At 35.7% G+C, this 17,129-nt stretch carries 16 protein-coding genes; 6 read left to right on the top strand and 10 right to left on the bottom strand.

What is annotated here, in order from left to right:
* Window positions 1–8: 8 nt before the first annotated feature.
* Window positions 9–647 carry a GTP diphosphokinase gene (gene yjbM, locus BTOYO_RS19275; protein ID WP_001081482.1) on the bottom strand — a complete coding sequence of 213 codons (639 nt, stop codon included), beginning with the start codon at window positions 645–647 and terminating at the stop codon, window positions 9–11.
* A gap of 30 nt (window positions 648–677) precedes the next feature.
* Window positions 678–1,049 carry a UPF0738 family protein gene (locus tag BTOYO_RS19270; RefSeq protein WP_001180013.1) on the bottom strand — a complete coding sequence of 124 codons (372 nt, stop codon included), beginning with the start codon at window positions 1,047–1,049 and terminating at the stop codon, window positions 678–680.
* A gap of 144 nt (window positions 1,050–1,193) precedes the next feature.
* Here BTOYO_RS19270 and BTOYO_RS19265 point away from each other — a divergent pair, with 144 nt between their 5' ends.
* From BTOYO_RS19265 to BTOYO_RS19255, 3 genes are all read left to right on the top strand, one after another.
* Window positions 1,194–1,772, top strand: coding sequence for a CYTH domain-containing protein (locus BTOYO_RS19265; protein ID WP_000191111.1), 579 nt, complete (start codon window positions 1,194–1,196; stop codon window positions 1,770–1,772).
* A 181-nt stretch (window positions 1,773–1,953) separates the two neighbouring features.
* Window positions 1,954–2,352: a globin domain-containing protein gene (locus BTOYO_RS19260; protein WP_000043381.1), complete on the top strand. Its 399-nt coding sequence runs from the start codon at window positions 1,954–1,956 to the stop codon at window positions 2,350–2,352.
* Entirely contained in the window at window positions 2,352–3,245 is an 894-nt protein-coding gene (locus tag BTOYO_RS19255) for a ClpXP adapter SpxH family protein (RefSeq protein WP_000360648.1), read from the top strand. The genes BTOYO_RS19260 and BTOYO_RS19255 overlap by 1 nt, the downstream gene beginning before the upstream one ends.
* A 535-nt stretch (window positions 3,246–3,780) precedes the next feature.
* Here the strand turns inward: BTOYO_RS19255 and pepF are convergent.
* From pepF to mecA, 4 genes are all read right to left on the bottom strand, one after another.
* A complete protein-coding gene (gene pepF / locus BTOYO_RS19250; RefSeq protein ID WP_000003362.1) occupies window positions 3,781–5,607 on the bottom strand; it encodes an oligoendopeptidase F in 1,827 nt (608 codons plus the stop codon).
* Window positions 5,608–5,657: 50 nt separating this feature from the next.
* Window positions 5,658–6,902, bottom strand: a complete 1,245-nt coding sequence (locus BTOYO_RS19245) for a competence protein CoiA (RefSeq protein WP_002093814.1) — start codon at window positions 6,900–6,902, stop codon at window positions 5,658–5,660.
* Between the two features lie 80 nt (window positions 6,903–6,982).
* The gene (locus BTOYO_RS19240) at window positions 6,983–8,527 is read right to left on the bottom strand and encodes a cardiolipin synthase (protein WP_000799211.1); all 1,545 of its coding nucleotides are present in this window, start codon (window positions 8,525–8,527) and stop codon (window positions 6,983–6,985) included.
* A gap of 72 nt (window positions 8,528–8,599) precedes the next feature.
* Complete coding sequence (mecA, locus tag BTOYO_RS19235) at window positions 8,600–9,283, bottom strand: adaptor protein MecA (protein ID WP_000402125.1); 684 nt, start codon at window positions 9,281–9,283, stop codon at window positions 8,600–8,602.
* 345 nt (window positions 9,284–9,628) lie between these two features.
* Here mecA and BTOYO_RS19230 point away from each other — a divergent pair, with 345 nt between their 5' ends.
* Complete coding sequence (locus BTOYO_RS19230; RefSeq protein WP_023441181.1) at window positions 9,629–10,303, top strand: TerC family protein; 675 nt, start codon at window positions 9,629–9,631, stop codon at window positions 10,301–10,303.
* A 49-nt stretch (window positions 10,304–10,352) separates the two neighbouring features.
* Here BTOYO_RS19230 and spx read toward each other — a convergent pair whose 3' ends face one another.
* Complete coding sequence (gene spx / locus BTOYO_RS19225; RefSeq protein ID WP_000258267.1) at window positions 10,353–10,748, bottom strand: transcriptional regulator Spx; 396 nt, start codon at window positions 10,746–10,748, stop codon at window positions 10,353–10,355.
* Between the two features lie 592 nt (window positions 10,749–11,340).
* Between spx and BTOYO_RS19220 the strand changes: the two genes are divergently transcribed.
* Complete coding sequence (locus tag BTOYO_RS19220) at window positions 11,341–11,544, top strand: hypothetical protein (protein ID WP_000559975.1); 204 nt, start codon at window positions 11,341–11,343, stop codon at window positions 11,542–11,544.
* A 29-nt stretch (window positions 11,545–11,573) separates the two neighbouring features.
* Here BTOYO_RS19220 and BTOYO_RS19215 read toward each other — a convergent pair whose 3' ends face one another.
* The gene (locus BTOYO_RS19215; protein WP_000728607.1) at window positions 11,574–13,223 is read right to left on the bottom strand and encodes a peptide ABC transporter substrate-binding protein; all 1,650 of its coding nucleotides are present in this window, start codon (window positions 13,221–13,223) and stop codon (window positions 11,574–11,576) included.
* A 352-nt stretch (window positions 13,224–13,575) separates the two neighbouring features.
* Here BTOYO_RS19215 and BTOYO_RS19210 point away from each other — a divergent pair, with 352 nt between their 5' ends.
* A complete protein-coding gene (locus BTOYO_RS19210) occupies window positions 13,576–15,021 on the top strand; it encodes an MATE family efflux transporter (RefSeq protein WP_002093815.1) in 1,446 nt (481 codons plus the stop codon).
* Between the two features lie 127 nt (window positions 15,022–15,148).
* Here BTOYO_RS19210 and BTOYO_RS19205 read toward each other — a convergent pair whose 3' ends face one another.
* Together BTOYO_RS19205 and BTOYO_RS19200 are read right to left on the bottom strand one after the other, a co-directional pair.
* Window positions 15,149–16,084, bottom strand: a complete 936-nt coding sequence (locus tag BTOYO_RS19205) for an ABC transporter ATP-binding protein (RefSeq protein ID WP_000166337.1) — start codon at window positions 16,082–16,084, stop codon at window positions 15,149–15,151.
* Window positions 16,077–17,120 carry an ABC transporter ATP-binding protein gene (locus tag BTOYO_RS19200; RefSeq protein ID WP_000854338.1) on the bottom strand — a complete coding sequence of 348 codons (1,044 nt, stop codon included), beginning with the start codon at window positions 17,118–17,120 and terminating at the stop codon, window positions 16,077–16,079. The genes BTOYO_RS19205 and BTOYO_RS19200 overlap by 8 nt, the downstream gene beginning before the upstream one ends.
* Window positions 17,121–17,129 lie beyond the last annotated feature (9 nt).

Here is a 17,129-nt window from a genome sequence, read left to right as displayed (position 1 = left end):
CCTTTAGTTTATGATTCGGAATCTTTCGTTTCTTGCTTTCTTGAAAAAGCCTTTTGTGCTTCTTGAATTTCAAGACGAATAGAAGACATTTCTTCATCCAATAAAAACGCCGCTTCCGCTGCACGTTGCAAGCGTATTTTAATATCTTCAGGAAAACGCCCACTATATTTATAATTCAAAGAATGCTCAATCGTTGCCCAAAAGTTCATTGCTAGCGTGCGTATTTGGATTTCTACCAATACTTTTTGTTCCCCTTGAATCGTTTGAACAGGATAACTAATAACAACGTGATAAGAGCGATAACCGCTATCTTTCTTTTGCGTAACATAATCACGCTCTTCCACGATTTCAAAGTCATTTCGTTTTCGGAGATATTCTACAACAGGCTTAATCTCATCAACAAATTGACACATCATTCGAAGGCCCGCGATATCCTGCATATCTTCTCTGAGCCGGTCTAGCGGTACATTTCTCTTCTCCGCTTTATCAATGATACTTGCAACCGACTTTACCCTTCCTGTTACAAACTCAATTGGAGAATGCTCTGTTAACATTGCAAATTGAGTACGCATTCCTTTTAGTTTCACTTTCAGCTCTGCCACCGCTTGATGGTAAGGTGCTAAAAATTCTTCCCAATTTCGATTCATTTCAACCACCACCAAAATCAATCCATTTGCTTATAGAAATACTTTTTCTACAGCAGTTACTAGTTCTTCTCCGTAATTTGCATTACCTTCAATATTTTCAACTAAATATTCTACTTCTTCTTTTAAACCTTCTAATTCCATTTCAACATCATTCACTTGAATAAACATCGCTGTATCTTTATTCATTGCTTCACGCATCGCTTCCCAGCATGTATGCGGAATACTTACATATATGAAAGATGATTCGTTTTCTAAGATATATAAAAATGATAAATTGTCTGAGTCTACAAGTACATGATTACGCGCACTTAACTCCTTTACCTCTATTTCAGTATTTTCCGCACAAAAAATAAGCGCATTCTCTCTCATTTCTACGCTCTTTACTTGAATTTTATTTTGCATGCTCGAACTCCTCCATCTCAACTTCCTGTCTTACTTAACAGTATTATTGTATCATAACATGGACGCAAACAAATAAAACATTGAACCAAATTTGTGAAAAAGCGATAATGTGTAAAGAATTATTTTTCAAAAGGAGCGCATACAATGACACAAGAAATTGAAATTGAATTTAAAAATATCGTTACAGAAGAAGAATTCCAATCATTATGCAAATCTTTTTCTATTGAAGCTTTCACGAAACAAGTGAATCACTACTTTGAAACGCCCGACTTTTCATTAAAAGAAGCTGGTTCTGCACTTCGTATTCGTCATAAAGGGGAAACTTATACATTAACGTTAAAACAACCTGCAGAAATCGGCTTGTTAGAAACGCATCAAGTTGTAACCGAGGCCGAAGCAAAAATGATGATGGAAACAAACACAATCATTCAAGGTGCTGTAGTAGACCAACTACACAAATTACAAATTCCTGTTTCCGCTTTAACTTATATGGGCAGTTTAACAACTGAAAGAGCTGAAACATTATTTGAAGGCGGAACGCTTGTCTTTGATCATAGTTTCTATTACAATCACGATGATTATGAAATTGAATATGAAGTGCAAGACGAAGAAACAGGAAAAGCTGCATTTATTCATTTGTTAACACAGCATAACGTACCAGTTCGCCATACAAATAACAAAGTAAAACGCTTTTTCCTTGCCAAACAAAACAAAGCACGCTAAAGTGAAAATTCCACTAGTGAATCCGTTCTACTAGTGGATACATCTCACTTCTTAAAAAGTAAAAGGTTCATTTACACCTGTAGAAGAAGCAAAGAATGTTAGGAAGGCTGTTTATTTGCCCTCTCGAACATTCCATTGCTACAATAGATATACATTTCATGGAAAAAGGAGTTTATAAAGGATGAGCAAGCAACCGATGACACCATTTGAAGCAATTGGCGGTGAACAATGCATTGCAATATTAGTAGACACATTTTATTCCTATGTCAGTAAACACCCTGACTTATCTCCCATCTTCCCGGATGATTTAACAGAAACAGCTAGGAAGCAAAAACAATTTTTAACACAATATTTAGGTGGTCCTAATTTGTACACTGAAGAACATGGTCATCCTATGTTAAGAGCACGCCATCTTCCGTTTGAGATTACGCCAAAACGAGCAGAGGCTTGGCTATCATGTATGGAGCAAGCAATGGATGACACAGGAGTACACGGTCATATAAGAGAGTTCGTTTTTGAACGTTTAGCATTAACTGCTCAGCATATGGTTAATACTCCAAACGAAACAGGTGAAATATAATGGATAAACAGGAAGCAAAGCATATCAATATGCCATCTCCTTCCGCATGTGAGCATAAGTCTGTAGAAGCATATTTATTTATTGATCCACTTTGTAAAGATTGCTGGGAAATTGAACCCTTTATTATTAAACTATGGCTTGAATACGGGAAATACTTCTCTATTCGTCATATTGTAACTGGAAAAGTGGACGGAACGAACGCTTCCTCACACAAATGGAATAAACCTGCTAATATTCGATTTGTGTGGGAAAAGACGACAAGTTTACAAGGTTTTTCATGTGATGGAAAAGTACATATGCAAGAGGCATCATCAACACCATATTTAGTTTCGATGGCAATTAAAGCAGCGGAGTTACAAGGCCGAAAAGCAGGTTCGAAGTTTTTGCGAAAACTCCAAGAATACATTTTCCTTGAAAATGTATCAAACCCTGACTGCGAATTATTGCTTGCATGTGCAAAAGATAGCAATATTGATGTAGAAGAATTTAAAAAAGATCTACATTCCGCCAGCGCAAAAAAAGCTTTCCAATGTGACTTAAAATTCACAAATGAAATGCATATTACAGAAATACCTTCCCTCGTCTTTTTTCATGCGAACTCAGATGAAGAAGGCATTAAAATCGCTGGAACTTATTCCTATGATGTATACGTACAATTATTAAAAGAGCTCGTAAAATGTGAAATCGAGCCAGAACCATTACCGCCTTTAGAAATGTTACTAGAAGCAACGCAATTTATATCTTCAAAAGAAGTAGCATTTATATATGACTGCTCGCAACAAGAGATCGAGCGCGAACTAAAAAAATTACAACTGAAACGCAAAGTACAAATGATTGACGTAAAATGTGAGCGTTATTGGAAATGGATAGCAATAGAAAAAGACCTGGTGTAAACACCAGGTCTTTTTCTTTACGGCTTATAAAAATATTAAAGGGGATGGGAGAAATTTTCACGTTCAAACAAAGGGGTATATGTTTGTATGTGAATTCGTTCACGCTTATTATATTACAAGATTCGACGTCAGATGACAACCCCTTTTGTCGAATTTCACACTTTTGTCACATTCTAAACGTTTTCATTTTTGAATAAGCTATATAAAAGCCCTTTAGGAGGTGTTTTTCATAAAGAAATCCTATATTTTACTAATTTTTTCATGTGTCCTTGTTTCTTTTTTCTTGTACATTCTCTCTCTATTACAAGCTTTTCCTAAAATTATCGCCTTTCCTCTTTTATTCGGAGTCATCGTCATCGCTCTCTCTTATTTCAACCATAGAAAACGATTTAAAGGATTTTGAATTCAAAAATTAACTATAAAACTGTCTTCAAATTTAGAAATAGTAAGGAAAACCGATTTTCATTTCGACAAATATCGACAAATTGTATTTTTAAACAAAAAAGACGAGGATAAAATCCCTCGTCTTTTCTCATTACTTTTCTTCAAATAATAACGCTTCTAATTCATTTAATTTCTCTTCAAATACTTGTAGTGCCTCTTTCACTGGTTCAGGAGATGCCATATCAACTCCTGCTTTTTTCAGCACTTCAATTGGATAATCAGAGCTTCCTGCTTTTAAGAATTCATTAATGTAACGTTCTACCGCTGGTTGCCCTTCTTCTAAAATCTGTTTAGATAGAGCCGTTGCTGCACTAAATCCTGTTGCGTATTGATATACGTAATAGTTGTAGTAGAAGTGCGGAATGCGAGACCATTCTAATCCAATTTCTTCGTCGATTACTAAAGCGTCACCGAAATATTTCTTATTTAAATCGTAGTAGATCTCCGTTAACATATCTGGCGTAACAGCATGTCCTTCTTGTACTTTCTTATGAATAATATGCTCAAACTCTGCGAACATCGTTTGACGGAATACAGTACCACGGAATCCTTCTAAATAATGATTTAATAAATATAGGCGCTCTTTTTTATCTTCTGTCGTTTTTAATAAATAATCATTTAGAAGCGCTTCATTACAAGTTGACGCTACCTCTGCAACGAAGATTGAATAATCACCGTATACGTGCGGCTGTGTCTTTCTTGTGTAATAACTATGCACAGAATGACCAAACTCATGAGCAAGTGTAAATAAATTATTTACATTATCATGCCAGTTCATTAAAATATAAGGATTTGTTCCGTATGCACCAGATGAATATGCTCCGCTTCGTTTTCCTTTATTCTCATACACATCTACCCAGCGATTTTCATATGCTTCTTTCAAAATTTCAACATACTCATCACCAAGTACGTTTAAAGATTTTAATAACATGTCTTGTGCTTCTTCATATTTCACATTCATTTTCACTTCTTGTACAAGTGGTGTATATAAATCGTACATATGAAGTTCATCAAGTCCTAGCGCACGCTTTCGAATATCGATGTAACGGTGCAATAAATGTAAGTGATCATTTACCGTTTCAACGAGTTGATCGTAAACTGCTTCAGGAATATTATTATTGCTCAATGCAGCTTGGCGAGCAGAGTCATATTTACGAATACGTGCATTGAAATTATTACGTTTCACCGCTCCGCTTAACGTACTTGCAAATGTGTTCTTAAATTTCCCATACGTTTCAAATACAGCTTTGAATGCATCTTCGCGAACACGACGATCATCACTTTCTAAAAACTGAATGTAACGACCATGCGTAATTTCTATTTCTTCTCCGTCCTCGCCTTTAATAGACGGGAATTTCAAATCCGCATTATTCAACATACCAAATGTATTACTTGATGAACTCATTACTTCAGATGCTTCCGCTAATAAAGCTTCCTCAGCCTCAGATAATACGTGTGGACGTTGACGTGTAATTTCTTCTAATGCATGTTCATATACACTTAAGTCTCTATTTTCTTTTAAAAATGCTTGTAGTGTATCTTCTGAAATAGATAAAATTTCAGGTACGATATACGCTGTGCTACTAGATACTTGTGAATATAAATTCGTCGCACGATCATTTAAAGCTTGATACACAGAGTTTGTTGTATCTTGATCGTAACGCATATGAGCATATGTATATAGCTTACCTAGTCGCATTGAAATTTCATCTTCATATTGCAGTGCCTCAAGTAAGTTGTTCGCAGAGTCACCAAGCTTCCCTTTAAATTCAGTTAACTGCGGTAGTAACTCTTTAATCGCTTGAAATTCTTTTTCCCATTCTGCATCTGTTTGGAAAATATCTTCTAATCGCCACGTACTTGCTTCTTCAATCTCATTGCGATCTGGTAATGTTTTTGCTTTATTTTGTTCAGACATTCTGTAAGCCCTCCTTTAAATATCTCTACTTAAGTACAATTCTGTTTTTCTTATGTAATTCCTTCACGTTCATTCTTTATTATATCCCCTTTTTCTTCTCCCATGTTGAACTTTGTCTCAAATAGAGATAGCGCATAAGTTAGGCAAATCTCATCATATTTCCTAACTTCCTCCTCCGTCTGTAACATAACTATATTCCTCATTTTTCGGTACGTATAAGTTCCTACTTTACGCAACACGCCTACAAAACATAAAAAAGTCATATATTCAGTAACCGCTACTTTCCATATATGTTGTGAAAAGTACGGAAGTAAGCGCCTTTTCGTATATTTTTTTACATAACTACACACATATTGAAGGGAAATACAATTCCCTACCGCAAGCTTTTCTATACACTTCATGTATAGAAATGCTTGCCATGTAAATGGATTTGTTTGAAAAGCAAATGAAGACGGGAGTGGCACACCAATTTCAGAAGGAAAGCTCGCTGGAGTACATTTAAATTGATATAAGAGGCGTAATAGTGACTTATGATTATAATTCCAAATAGACAGGGCATTTTGCCGAAAGTAGTCCTTTCGCTTCTTCCATTCCTGTCCTAATATTTCTTTCCGGAAAGGAACAGGGGAAAAGAGTAATTCAAAAGTAGTTGTATCGTTTGGTAAATACATAATATGTGAGAAAGAGACGTTTGTAGAAAACGGAGTGATAAAGGCACATTTCATAAATGATTTTTGTTTCGGACAGAAGAAAATGAGAAATGGCTGAGGATAAGATTGTAAGGAGAAAGCCAGAAGTGAGGAAAATTTCATCCAATATGCAGCTTGCTTTTTTAATTGATTTCCACCAATGATCCAGATGACCTGAATGCCCGCTTGCCAATACGAGTATGTTCGTTTAGAAAGTTGTTCTATGGAGAGATTGGCGCATTGATATTCAATCGCAATTTCCCTACCTGCTCTCTCTACGAAAATATCTGGTCTTTGCTGGATTTTTGGAAGGTAACGCTCTATATCCACATGGAAATTTTGACGTTTCAACCATCTATATAGCAATTCTTTACCGTGCATATGATATATAGATTCTGCTTCATAAAAAGCAAGGCATGACTCCACTTTCTTATGAGCAAAATGCCAACTTTTTTGTTTCCCTAATTTCATTTGCACTTCCTTTCCACAAGCTATACAAAAGAAACGCTCCCTTTTACGCATACGTTGTAAAAGCTCTTCATTTCGATTATAGAGTAGATGAATTTTCTCTCCGTTTTCTCTTTTAGCGATAAACATTATAATCACACCCTTTCAGCTCCTTATATTCTACAATTTATTACAAATCCCTTTTAAAAAAGAGATGTCCCAATTTCGGACATCTCTTTTTATAATAAAGGTGATAATAATCGATATGTCGATTCAACAATTCGTCTATGAAGACGTCTTTTATGAAAACGATCGACATGAATTTCACTTGATTCTTCTAAATCATCTTTAAAGTCTTGAACGAGTTTTCGAATGCTATCTGTATCATATAAAAAGGCATTCACTTCAAAGTTCAAATGAAAACTTCTCATATCCATATTTGCTGTCCCAATTGAAGCTAAATCAGAATCAACGATGACAACTTTACTATGAAGAAAACCTTTTTCGTATTCATATATCTTTACTCCTGCATCTAAAAGCTCAGGGAAATATGATCTTGATGCATAAAAGACAGTGCGCTTATCAGGCTTACTCGGCATTAATAAACGAACATCAATACCAGCAAGTGCCGCTACCTTTAATGCAGATAAAATATCATCATCCGGAATGAAATACGGTGTTGCAATCCAAATAGATTTCCGAGCAGAAGAGATCATTGCAAAATATAAATGTTTAATCGTTTCCCATTTATTATCTGGTCCACCTGCAATTAGCTGAACTCCGCCCCAATGATCACCTTCAACTGCTTTTGCCTGTAAATATTCTGGAGCCAGCACTGCCTCACCAGTCATATAAAACCAATCTTGAAGGAAAATAAGCTGTAAACTTTGAACAGCCTCACCACGCAAATATAAATGTGTGTCTCGCCAAAAACCGAAATATTTATCCTTCCCTAAATATTCATCTCCAATATTTAACCCACCTACAAACCCTTCATTTCCATCAATAACAACGATTTTCCGGTGGTTTCGATAATTAATCTTATCGTTTAAAATTGGAAAGCGCACAGGAAAGAACGGAATCATTTCGACACCTGCGTCATTTAATTCTTCAATATACGAATTCGATAACCTAAAACTTCCAACCGCATCATATAAAAACCGAACGACTACGCCTTCTTTTGATTTTTGTATTAAAATATCTTTAATTTCTGTTCCAAGCTTATCATCACGCACAATGTAATATTCCATATGAATGTGGTGTTTCGCTCGTTTTAATCCATCTAAAATGGCCTGAAACGTTTCATCCCCATTTGTTAATGTTCTCGTTTCCGTTTGAAATGAAATATTTAAAGCACCTAAGCGGTCCGCTAAACGAAATAACAGCTCTTGATGCTTATGATTACGTAACATCCGTTCTTCATAATCTTCATGCCCCTTATATTGTAAAAACGCCTGTTCATCCAGTAACGCCTTCTTTTGGAACATTCTCTTTCTCCGAAAGTTTTGTCCAAATAATAAATAAGCGAAGAATCCAAATACCGGAAAAATACCTAACACAATGAGCCATGTAAGTGTTTTAGACGGGTGACGGTTTTCTAAGAAAATAACGCAGCCAATTAAAAATGCAGATACCGTAAATAAAATACTAATAATACCTAAAATCGAAACATCTTTTATCCCAATTACATCCGAATAAAATGCTACATCAATAAACATACGTAACGAAACAAATAATGCGAACAATAGTAGAACAAAGAAAATCAACTTTAACGTATTTTTCATCTCTTACCTCCTTACTAAGAAAGCTTTCCTATTCTTCATATAAAAAGCCGATTTCATACTACAGAAATCGGCCTACGTTTTAGCAGGAAAATTATTGCGAATTGTTTCAAGCGCACGCTCTTTCACAATTTGTTTCCCATACTCACTCACACGATGAATTGTTAAAGTTGATTCTTCTCCATATTCTAAAATAATACTTAAAATACGATCAATTTCTTCTTCATCATGTAGCACTTCATCGAATTCCACATATACATAATAGCGGTCATCAAATGAATACAGCTCATCTTTTATATCTTCAAAGATAAGACGATGACTTAATGAAATAACATCTTCAAAATCATTAAACTTAATTAAAAAGCCAAACGTACCATCTTCATTAAAGTTTGTTCCTGTTTGTTCTTCTACCTCTTCCACTAATTCTTGCTGGAATAATGACTCGATACCCTCATCTAAAGGAATGTCTATAATTTTGTCTACACCTATCGGTAGCTCTAGCTTTTGTCCATCCTTTGAGAGCTCGGCTTTCGTGACAAGTACTTCAATCCCTTTATCGACTGCTTGCACTTGAATCCATAACGGTCCATCAATAAAGAAGTCATCATGATCACGAGCTTCGTCCATCATCTCCCAAAAGAGCTCTTCACTACGTTCGCGGTCATACCAAATTTCTTCACGATTAAACCCTCTGTCCTCTATATCAATGTACGTAATAAAAAACTTCATCGTATGATCGTTAATTCTTTCAATTTCCAAAATACAACTCTCCCTTCCTGTTTAGAATTGTTATGAAGGGATCCCCCACTCATATGACAAATCAATAGATTCTTGTACTCTCATTTTATGATAAGATTCTCCAGAAGGGAAATAAAATCGATTTATTTTACAAAAATAGTTATATGCCTATCTTTATTCGATTGTCTACATAAATATATCATTATGACAATTCTTTACACACGAAAAATTTGGACATACATTTCTATATTCTCCCGTACACTGTAATAAAGTGAAACTTCTATTAGAGGAGATTATTTAGTTCCCACTTTCTTCATCACATACATATATTTCGCTTATTAAAACATCATAAATGGAGGCAGACGAATGGACTTAGAGTTTTTAACATCTGTACTAATGATTGTCGGTATTGATGTTGTATTAGGTGGTGACAATGCAATTGTCATTGCATTAGCTAGCCGGAATTTACCTGAAGCAAAACGAAATAAAGCCATTTTGATCGGTACTCTTTTAGCAATTGTGCTACGAATTCTTCTTACAATAATAGCTGTCTACTTACTCGACATTCCATTTTTACAGCTTATCGGCGGCGTTTTACTTACATTCATTGCAGTAAATTTATTAACTGATAATAGCAACGATCTTTCTTCTATTCAAGGGAAAACAACTTTATTCCAAGCTGTGCGTACAATTGTATTCGTGGATCTCGTTATGGGGTTTGACAATGTCATCGCTATTGCAGGTGCGGCTCACGGAAGATTATTACTCGTCATAATCGGGTTACTCATTTCTATTCCGATTATTATTTGGGGCAGCAAACTTATTTTAATCCTTATGGAACGCTTTCCACTTCTCATTTATTGCGGAGCAGCGATACTCGCCTATACAGCTGGAAAGATGATTACACACGAAGACAGACTTGCAACCTTTTTTCATAACAACCCAAGTTTCACTACAAGCATTCCTTTCTTGTTCATTTTCACTGTTCTATGCATCGGTATTATCGTTCAACAAGTTCGCATACGAAATGTGAAACAATAAAAAAAACCTTCTACTATATAATAGGTAGAAGGTTTTCATATTATTATAATTAATTTACAAGACGTTGTGCTTCACGTAATTGGAACGTTCTTACTGTACGTGGTAAGAAACGACGGATTTCATCTTCATTGTAACCTACTTGAAGACGCTTCTCGTCAATCATAATTGGACGACGTAAAATCCCTGGATAGTCACGAATCATCTTATATAAATCTTGAAGTGGTAAAGACTCTAAGTTTACATTTAATTCTTGGAAAACTTTCGAACGAGTAGAAATAATCTCATCTGTTCCGCTTTCTGTCATACGTAAAATCTCTTTAATTTCCTCAATCGTTAATGGATCTGAGAAAATATTACGTTCTGTATAAGGAATATGATTTTCCTCTAGCCATAATTTCGCCTTTCTACAAGACGTACAGCTTGGAGAACTATATAATGTTACCATACAAAGCTCACTCTCCTTAAAGAGTACAAATTCTGTACTAATTACAGTTTAAAATTCTAACTTCAGTAATTTTTCGCGATAACTTGTCTTATAACAAAGTACAAAAATCGCATTTCATGTAAGCAACAACTTATAATAAACAACAATTACTTTTAATAAGTAACTTCTATAATCATTATACAATAGATTTTGCAAGAAATATACAGTAAATTTCCTACTAGTTGAGAAAACTCTTCCGCGTATTCCACTGCTATGTAACATGATTACGCTCACTTTAGCTGTACTTTAACAATGACCTTCAAACCTTTTAATACTCACTTCCCATTGATTTTTCATATAATATATAGTTATTTATCTATAATTTCACCTAAAAAAAGAGAACGTTTTCTTACTTTTTCTTGATAAATCAATTAAGAAATGTAAGACTATATAAATGAGAATCAAAAGGAACATTTGTTCTTATTTTAACAAACATTCTCCCTCCTGTCTACACGATTTCTAAAGTAAACCAAATATTTTTCTGACATTTCTTTCTTTTTTATCTTTTATCTCATACAATAAAAATACAGACAGGCAAAGGGGGAATTTGCAAATGATTGCTTTTTTTATTGATTTTGTTACTGTTGCTGCCCTCATCATCGGAATCACAGCATTGATTGGTGTCATTTCAAATAGCATCGGTGAAAAACTCTTTGGCGGAAAAGAAAAAATGAAGTTTGTTAACAAAAGTTTGGATGTACAATCCGGATGGAACCAAGTTGGTGGGAAAGGTATTTATAAGAAACGTACGTATTAAAAAAAAGCAGGTAATCACCTGCTTTTTTCTTATTTCTCTACTGACGCCCATTTAAAGCTTAAATCGCCACCATATTTATGGTTGTACATATTTTTAATTGAATCTCTTTGTAAGTATGCTCTACCACGTTGATATACCGGAACAATCGCAGCATCATCAAGTAACATTTTCTCTGCTTCTAGTAAGTTTTTCCAACGAGCATTTACATCGCTTCCATCTTTCTTCGCTTTCATGATAATCTCATCATATTTCGGGTTAGAATATTTCATTTTATTTTGTGATCCGTCCGTTACAAACATATCAAGGTATGTAACTGGATCTGGGAAGTCTGCACTCCATCCAGAGAATGACATGACGTAATCGCCCGCATCTTCTAATTTTAGTTTTTGTGCAAATGGTTGTTGTTTAATTTTCACTGTTAAACCTGGTAAATTCTTTTCTAACTCACCTTTTAAATATTCACCAGTTTTCTTCGATAATTCAACGTCTTCATTTAATAGCTCTAATTCGATTTCATTTTTACCAAGCTCTTTTTTACCAGCTTCCCAATACTTCTTCGCTTCTTTCACGTTTGGTTTTACAATATCTCCATTTACAGCACGGAAGTCCTTTTTATCCGGTCCTTTAATGAAGTTATCAGGAATTAATCCTGTCGCTGGCTTAGAACCGTTATTTAATAGCGTGTCAACAAACGGCTTACGTTCAAAAGCAAGAGAAATTGCTTTACGAATATTTTTATTTGCTAACGCTGGATCTTTTTGATTTAAACGAAGGAAGAATACAGATGTATCTTCTACTGTTTGGAAATCTGGTTTTCCTTTATATTTATCGATGAACTCTGCTAATAACGTCGCTCGATCGACTGCGTTTGTTTCATATAAATTGATTGGCGTAGACGTATCTTTTACAATATTAAAGTTTACTTCCTCAATCTTCACTTCTTTATTTTCCCAATAAGATGGGCTCTTTGTCATTTTAAAGCTACGTTCATGTTGCCAATCACTTAGTGTAAACGGTCCATTATATAGTGTTGTATTTGCTTCTAAACCAAACTTCGTCCCCTGCTCTTTTACAAACTTTTCATTCACAGGATAGAAGATTGGATATACCATTAAATCTACAAGATATGGAATTGAATTGTCTAATTCCACTTCTAATGTATAGTCATCAATTGCTTTTACGCCTAATTGGTCTGGACTCATCTCTTTTTTATTAATTTTCTCTGCATTTTTTATATCATACATAATGTACGCTGATTTCGCAGCTGTGTCTGGGTTAATCGCTCTTTGCCATGCATACACGAAATCTTTCGCCGTCACAGGCTCACCATTTGACCATTTTGCGTCTTCACGTAATTTAAATGTATATTTTTTACCGTCTTCTGACTTTTTGAATTCCTTCGCTACACCTGGAACTAGCTTATCATCTTTTCCTAAACTGTATAAGCCTTCCATCGTATTAGTCATTACTCTTGAAGAAACTGCATCAGCTGATAATGCTGGATCCATCGTTGGAATTTCTTGCGTTTCAATTAAGTTAATAACTTGCTTCGCACCGCTCTTCCCGCTATCCCCTTTTGCGTTCGCTTGCGATTGTTCATCTTTTTGATAACTACATGCCCCTAAAATCATGCTCATTGCTACCGTTGATAATACAAAAACCGGCATCTTTTTTTTCATATTTCCACCCTCCATAAAAATGTTAGCCCTTTCATTTTCAAACAAAAAGAAATATATATATGTTCTAATAATTCATATTATACACACAAATATATTTTTTGTATATTTATATTTCTATCTTATTAAAATTTCCTGTGAAAAAATAAATCTTTGAAAACGTTTCATATTACCAGTTTACCCGACTGAAGTGTCGGAAATAACAAATTTTAAACTTTTCTAAATTATCAGAGAAAAACAAATTTTATATTTTATAATATTTTTTGTATAATTATCCTTCTCTTTTTAGCATAAAATGAAGGTCTCTTCATATTAAAAATATGTAGGTTAAAATGAGTGCAAAGGATAAGAAAGTATGTTACGATACACTTTGCTAAAAATAGATATCGGTAAAGAGGGGACGGACATGACAGCAATTCACTCAAAAAACGGGCCGACAGAAAAATTAAGTTTATTCTTATTAACATGGCCTATTTTTCTAGAAGTTTTTCTTTTTATGTTGATGGGGATCGCTGATACTTTCATGTTAAGTGCATTATCAGACGATGCTGTATCTGGGGTTGGTGCAGCGAATCAATATCTTCATATCGCTATTTTGGTACTAGAAGTAATCGGGAATGGCGCTGCGATCGTCGTATCTCAATACCTCGGTTCCAAACGTTTTATGGAAGCATCTAAAATATCAGCATTAGCCGTCACATTAAATTTAGTGGTCGGACTCGTTATAAGTGCTGGTTTTCTTTTATTTTCAAAACATATGATGATGGCAATGAATTTACAAGGCGATGTACTAACGTATGCACAAAGCTATTTATCCATCGTCGGAGGGGCCATTTTCCTTCAAGCTATTATTAACTCGTTAGCCGCAATTATTCGCGTTCACGGCTTTACAAAGCAAGCAATGTTTGTTTCGCTTGGAATGAATATTATTCATATCGCCGGAAACTACGTACTTATTTTCGGGAAGTTCGGTTTCCCTGAACTTGGTGTACAAGGGGCCGCGATTTCTTCCGCTGTCAGTCGACTACTGACACTGATTGTGTTCTTCTGGTTACTATACCGCGTTATGGAATACCGTGTAAAATTACAATATTACTTCACCTTATCAAAAGAATACGTGGGGAAAATTTTAAAAATTGGCATTCCATCTGCTTTTGAACAAGTCATGTATCAAGCTTGCCAAATTGTCTTCCTGTACTACGCAACTTACTTAGGAACAGAATCGTTAGCTGCTAGACAATATGCTACTAACATTTCCATGTTTACTTATTTATTCGCAATTGCAATCGGTATGGGAACAGCTATTATCGTGGGACGCCTAGTTGGCGGAAATGAAAAAGATGAAGCATACACACGTGTATGGAAAAGTGTACAATGGGCAATTGGTGTGACTTTATTTATGGTCGCTCTCGTTATTACATTCCGCACACAATTAATGGGGGTATTTACTGATAATCCTCATATTATCGCTCTAGGGGCAAGCGTTCTTTTACTAAGTGTACTACTCGAAACAGGACGTACGATGAACATCGTCATCATTAATTCCCTTCGTGCAGCCGGTGATGCAAAATATCCAGTTTTAATTGGTGCGTTCTCTATGGTGTTAATGAGTTTGCCACTCGGTTACTTTTTCGCCTTCCATTTAGATATGGGACTCGTTGGTATTTGGCTAGCGATTGCTATCGATGAATGGACGCGGGCAATTATTATGTTCTTCCGCTGGAGAAGTAGAGCATGGGAAAGTTACACACTTGTTAAACCGAATGAGCAAGAAGAGAATGTTTCTGTTCAGGCGCAGTAGCACTTCTTTGATTAAGGTGCATTTATTGATAAATACACTTTATATCGGTGATTCTTTAAATATATCGACTTATCGACAAATATAGTAAAAAAGGTCATTCTTCCGTAACGGAAGAATGACCTTTTTTTTATTGATAAATCTCTTTATATTTCTTGTACTCTGCTTCAGAACATAATACGAAATGTCCTGGGCGAATTTCACGCATTGTTGGTGCTTCATTACCATAATCATGCTGCGATGGATCGTATACGATACGTTTACGATTGCGCTCATAATCTGGATCTGGAAGCGGAATCGCTGATAATAGTGATTTTGTATATGGATGAATTGGATTCGCATATAACTCATCACTTGTTGTTAGCTCAACGATTTGACCACGATACATTACGCCGATGCGGTCACTAATGTATTTTACCATTGATAAATCATGGGCAATGAATAAGTATGTTAAACCTTTTTCTTTTTGTAACTGTTTCAGTAAGTTTACAACTTGCGCCTGGATCGATACGTCAAGTGCTGAGATTGGCTCATCGGCAATGATAAATTCAGGTTCTACAGCAAGCGCACGAGCGATACCGATACGTTGACGTTGTCCACCCGAGAATTCGTGCGGGAAACGGTTTGCGTGTTCTTTATTTAAACCAACTGTGTTTAACAGTTCATGAACACGGTCCATACGTTCTTTTTTACTTTTTGCTAATCCGTGAATATCAATACCTTCTGCAATAATATCCCCTACTGTCATACGAGGGTTTAATGATGCATATGGATCTTGGAAAATCATTTGCATTTTACGGTTGAACTTCTTCAGTTCTGCGCGTGATTTCTTACCATGTACGTTTTCACCATCGAACAACACTTCACCAGCAGTTGCATCATATAAACGAATAATCGTTCTTCCAGTTGTTGATTTACCACAACCAGATTCTCCTACAAGCCCGAATGTTTCTCCGCGGAAAATATCAAATGAAATATCATTAACCGCTTTGACAACACCACCACTCACGTCGAAGTGTTGTTTTACATTTTTTACTTCAATTAATTTCTCACGTTGTTTAGTCATGTTGTTCACCTGCTTTCATTTGAAGAATACGTTTTTCAACAACTGCCGGCGGTTTTACTTCTGGTGCTTGCTCGTGAAGTAACCAAGTTGCCGCATAGTGTGTATCACTTACTTTAAATAAAGGCGGTTCCATTTCAAAATCAATTTTCAGCGCCTGTGGGTTACGTGGTGCAAAAGCATCACCCTTTGGCGGTTTTAATAAGTCAGGAGGCGTTCCTGGAATCGCATATAGCTCTTCCTCTGATCCATCTAAACTTGGCATAGATGCGATTAAGCCCCATGTGTACGGATGTTTTGGGTTGTAGAAAATTTCATCTACAGTTCCAATTTCAACAACTTTACCAGCATACATAACCGCAACTCGGTCAGCAACGTTTGCTACTACACCTAAGTCATGCGTAATGAAAATGATTGCTGCTTCTGTCTTTTGCTGAATGTCTTTCATAAGCTCTAAAATTTGCGCCTGAATCGTAACGTCTAGCGCTGTTGTCGGCTCATCGGCAATTAATAATTTCGGGTTACAAGCTAACGCCATCGCAATAACTACACGCTGTCTCATACCACCTGAGAATTGGTGAGGATATTGTTTTAAACGTGCTTCTGGATTTGGAATACCTACAAGGTCGATTAATTCTAACGCAACTTTACGTGCGTCTCCTCTACTCATCCCTTGGTGTTTAATAAGACCTTCCATAATTTGATTCCCAATTGTCATCGTTGGATTTAATGATGTCATTGGATCTTGGAAAATCATTGCGATATCTTTACCACGAACTTGCTGCATTTCTTTTTCCGTTAATTTCGTTAAATCACGACCGTCAAATATAATCTCTCCATTTTTAATACGGCCTGGAGGATTTGGGATTAACCCCATTAGCGCTTTAGAAGTAACTGATTTCCCAGAACCAGACTCTCCTACAATCGCTAATGTTTCCCCTTTTTTCAAATCAAAAGTAACTCCGCGCACTGCTTGTACTTCACCTGCATGTGTATCAAAGGAGACTTGTAAATCTTTTACCTCTAACAATGTTTTCATTTTTACTTC

It is taken from the genome of Bacillus toyonensis BCT-7112 (genome assembly GCF_000496285.1).
Taxonomy (GTDB): domain Bacteria; phylum Bacillota; class Bacilli; order Bacillales; family Bacillaceae_G; genus Bacillus_A; species Bacillus_A toyonensis.
This window is presented reverse-complemented; position numbering and strand designations above follow the sequence as displayed.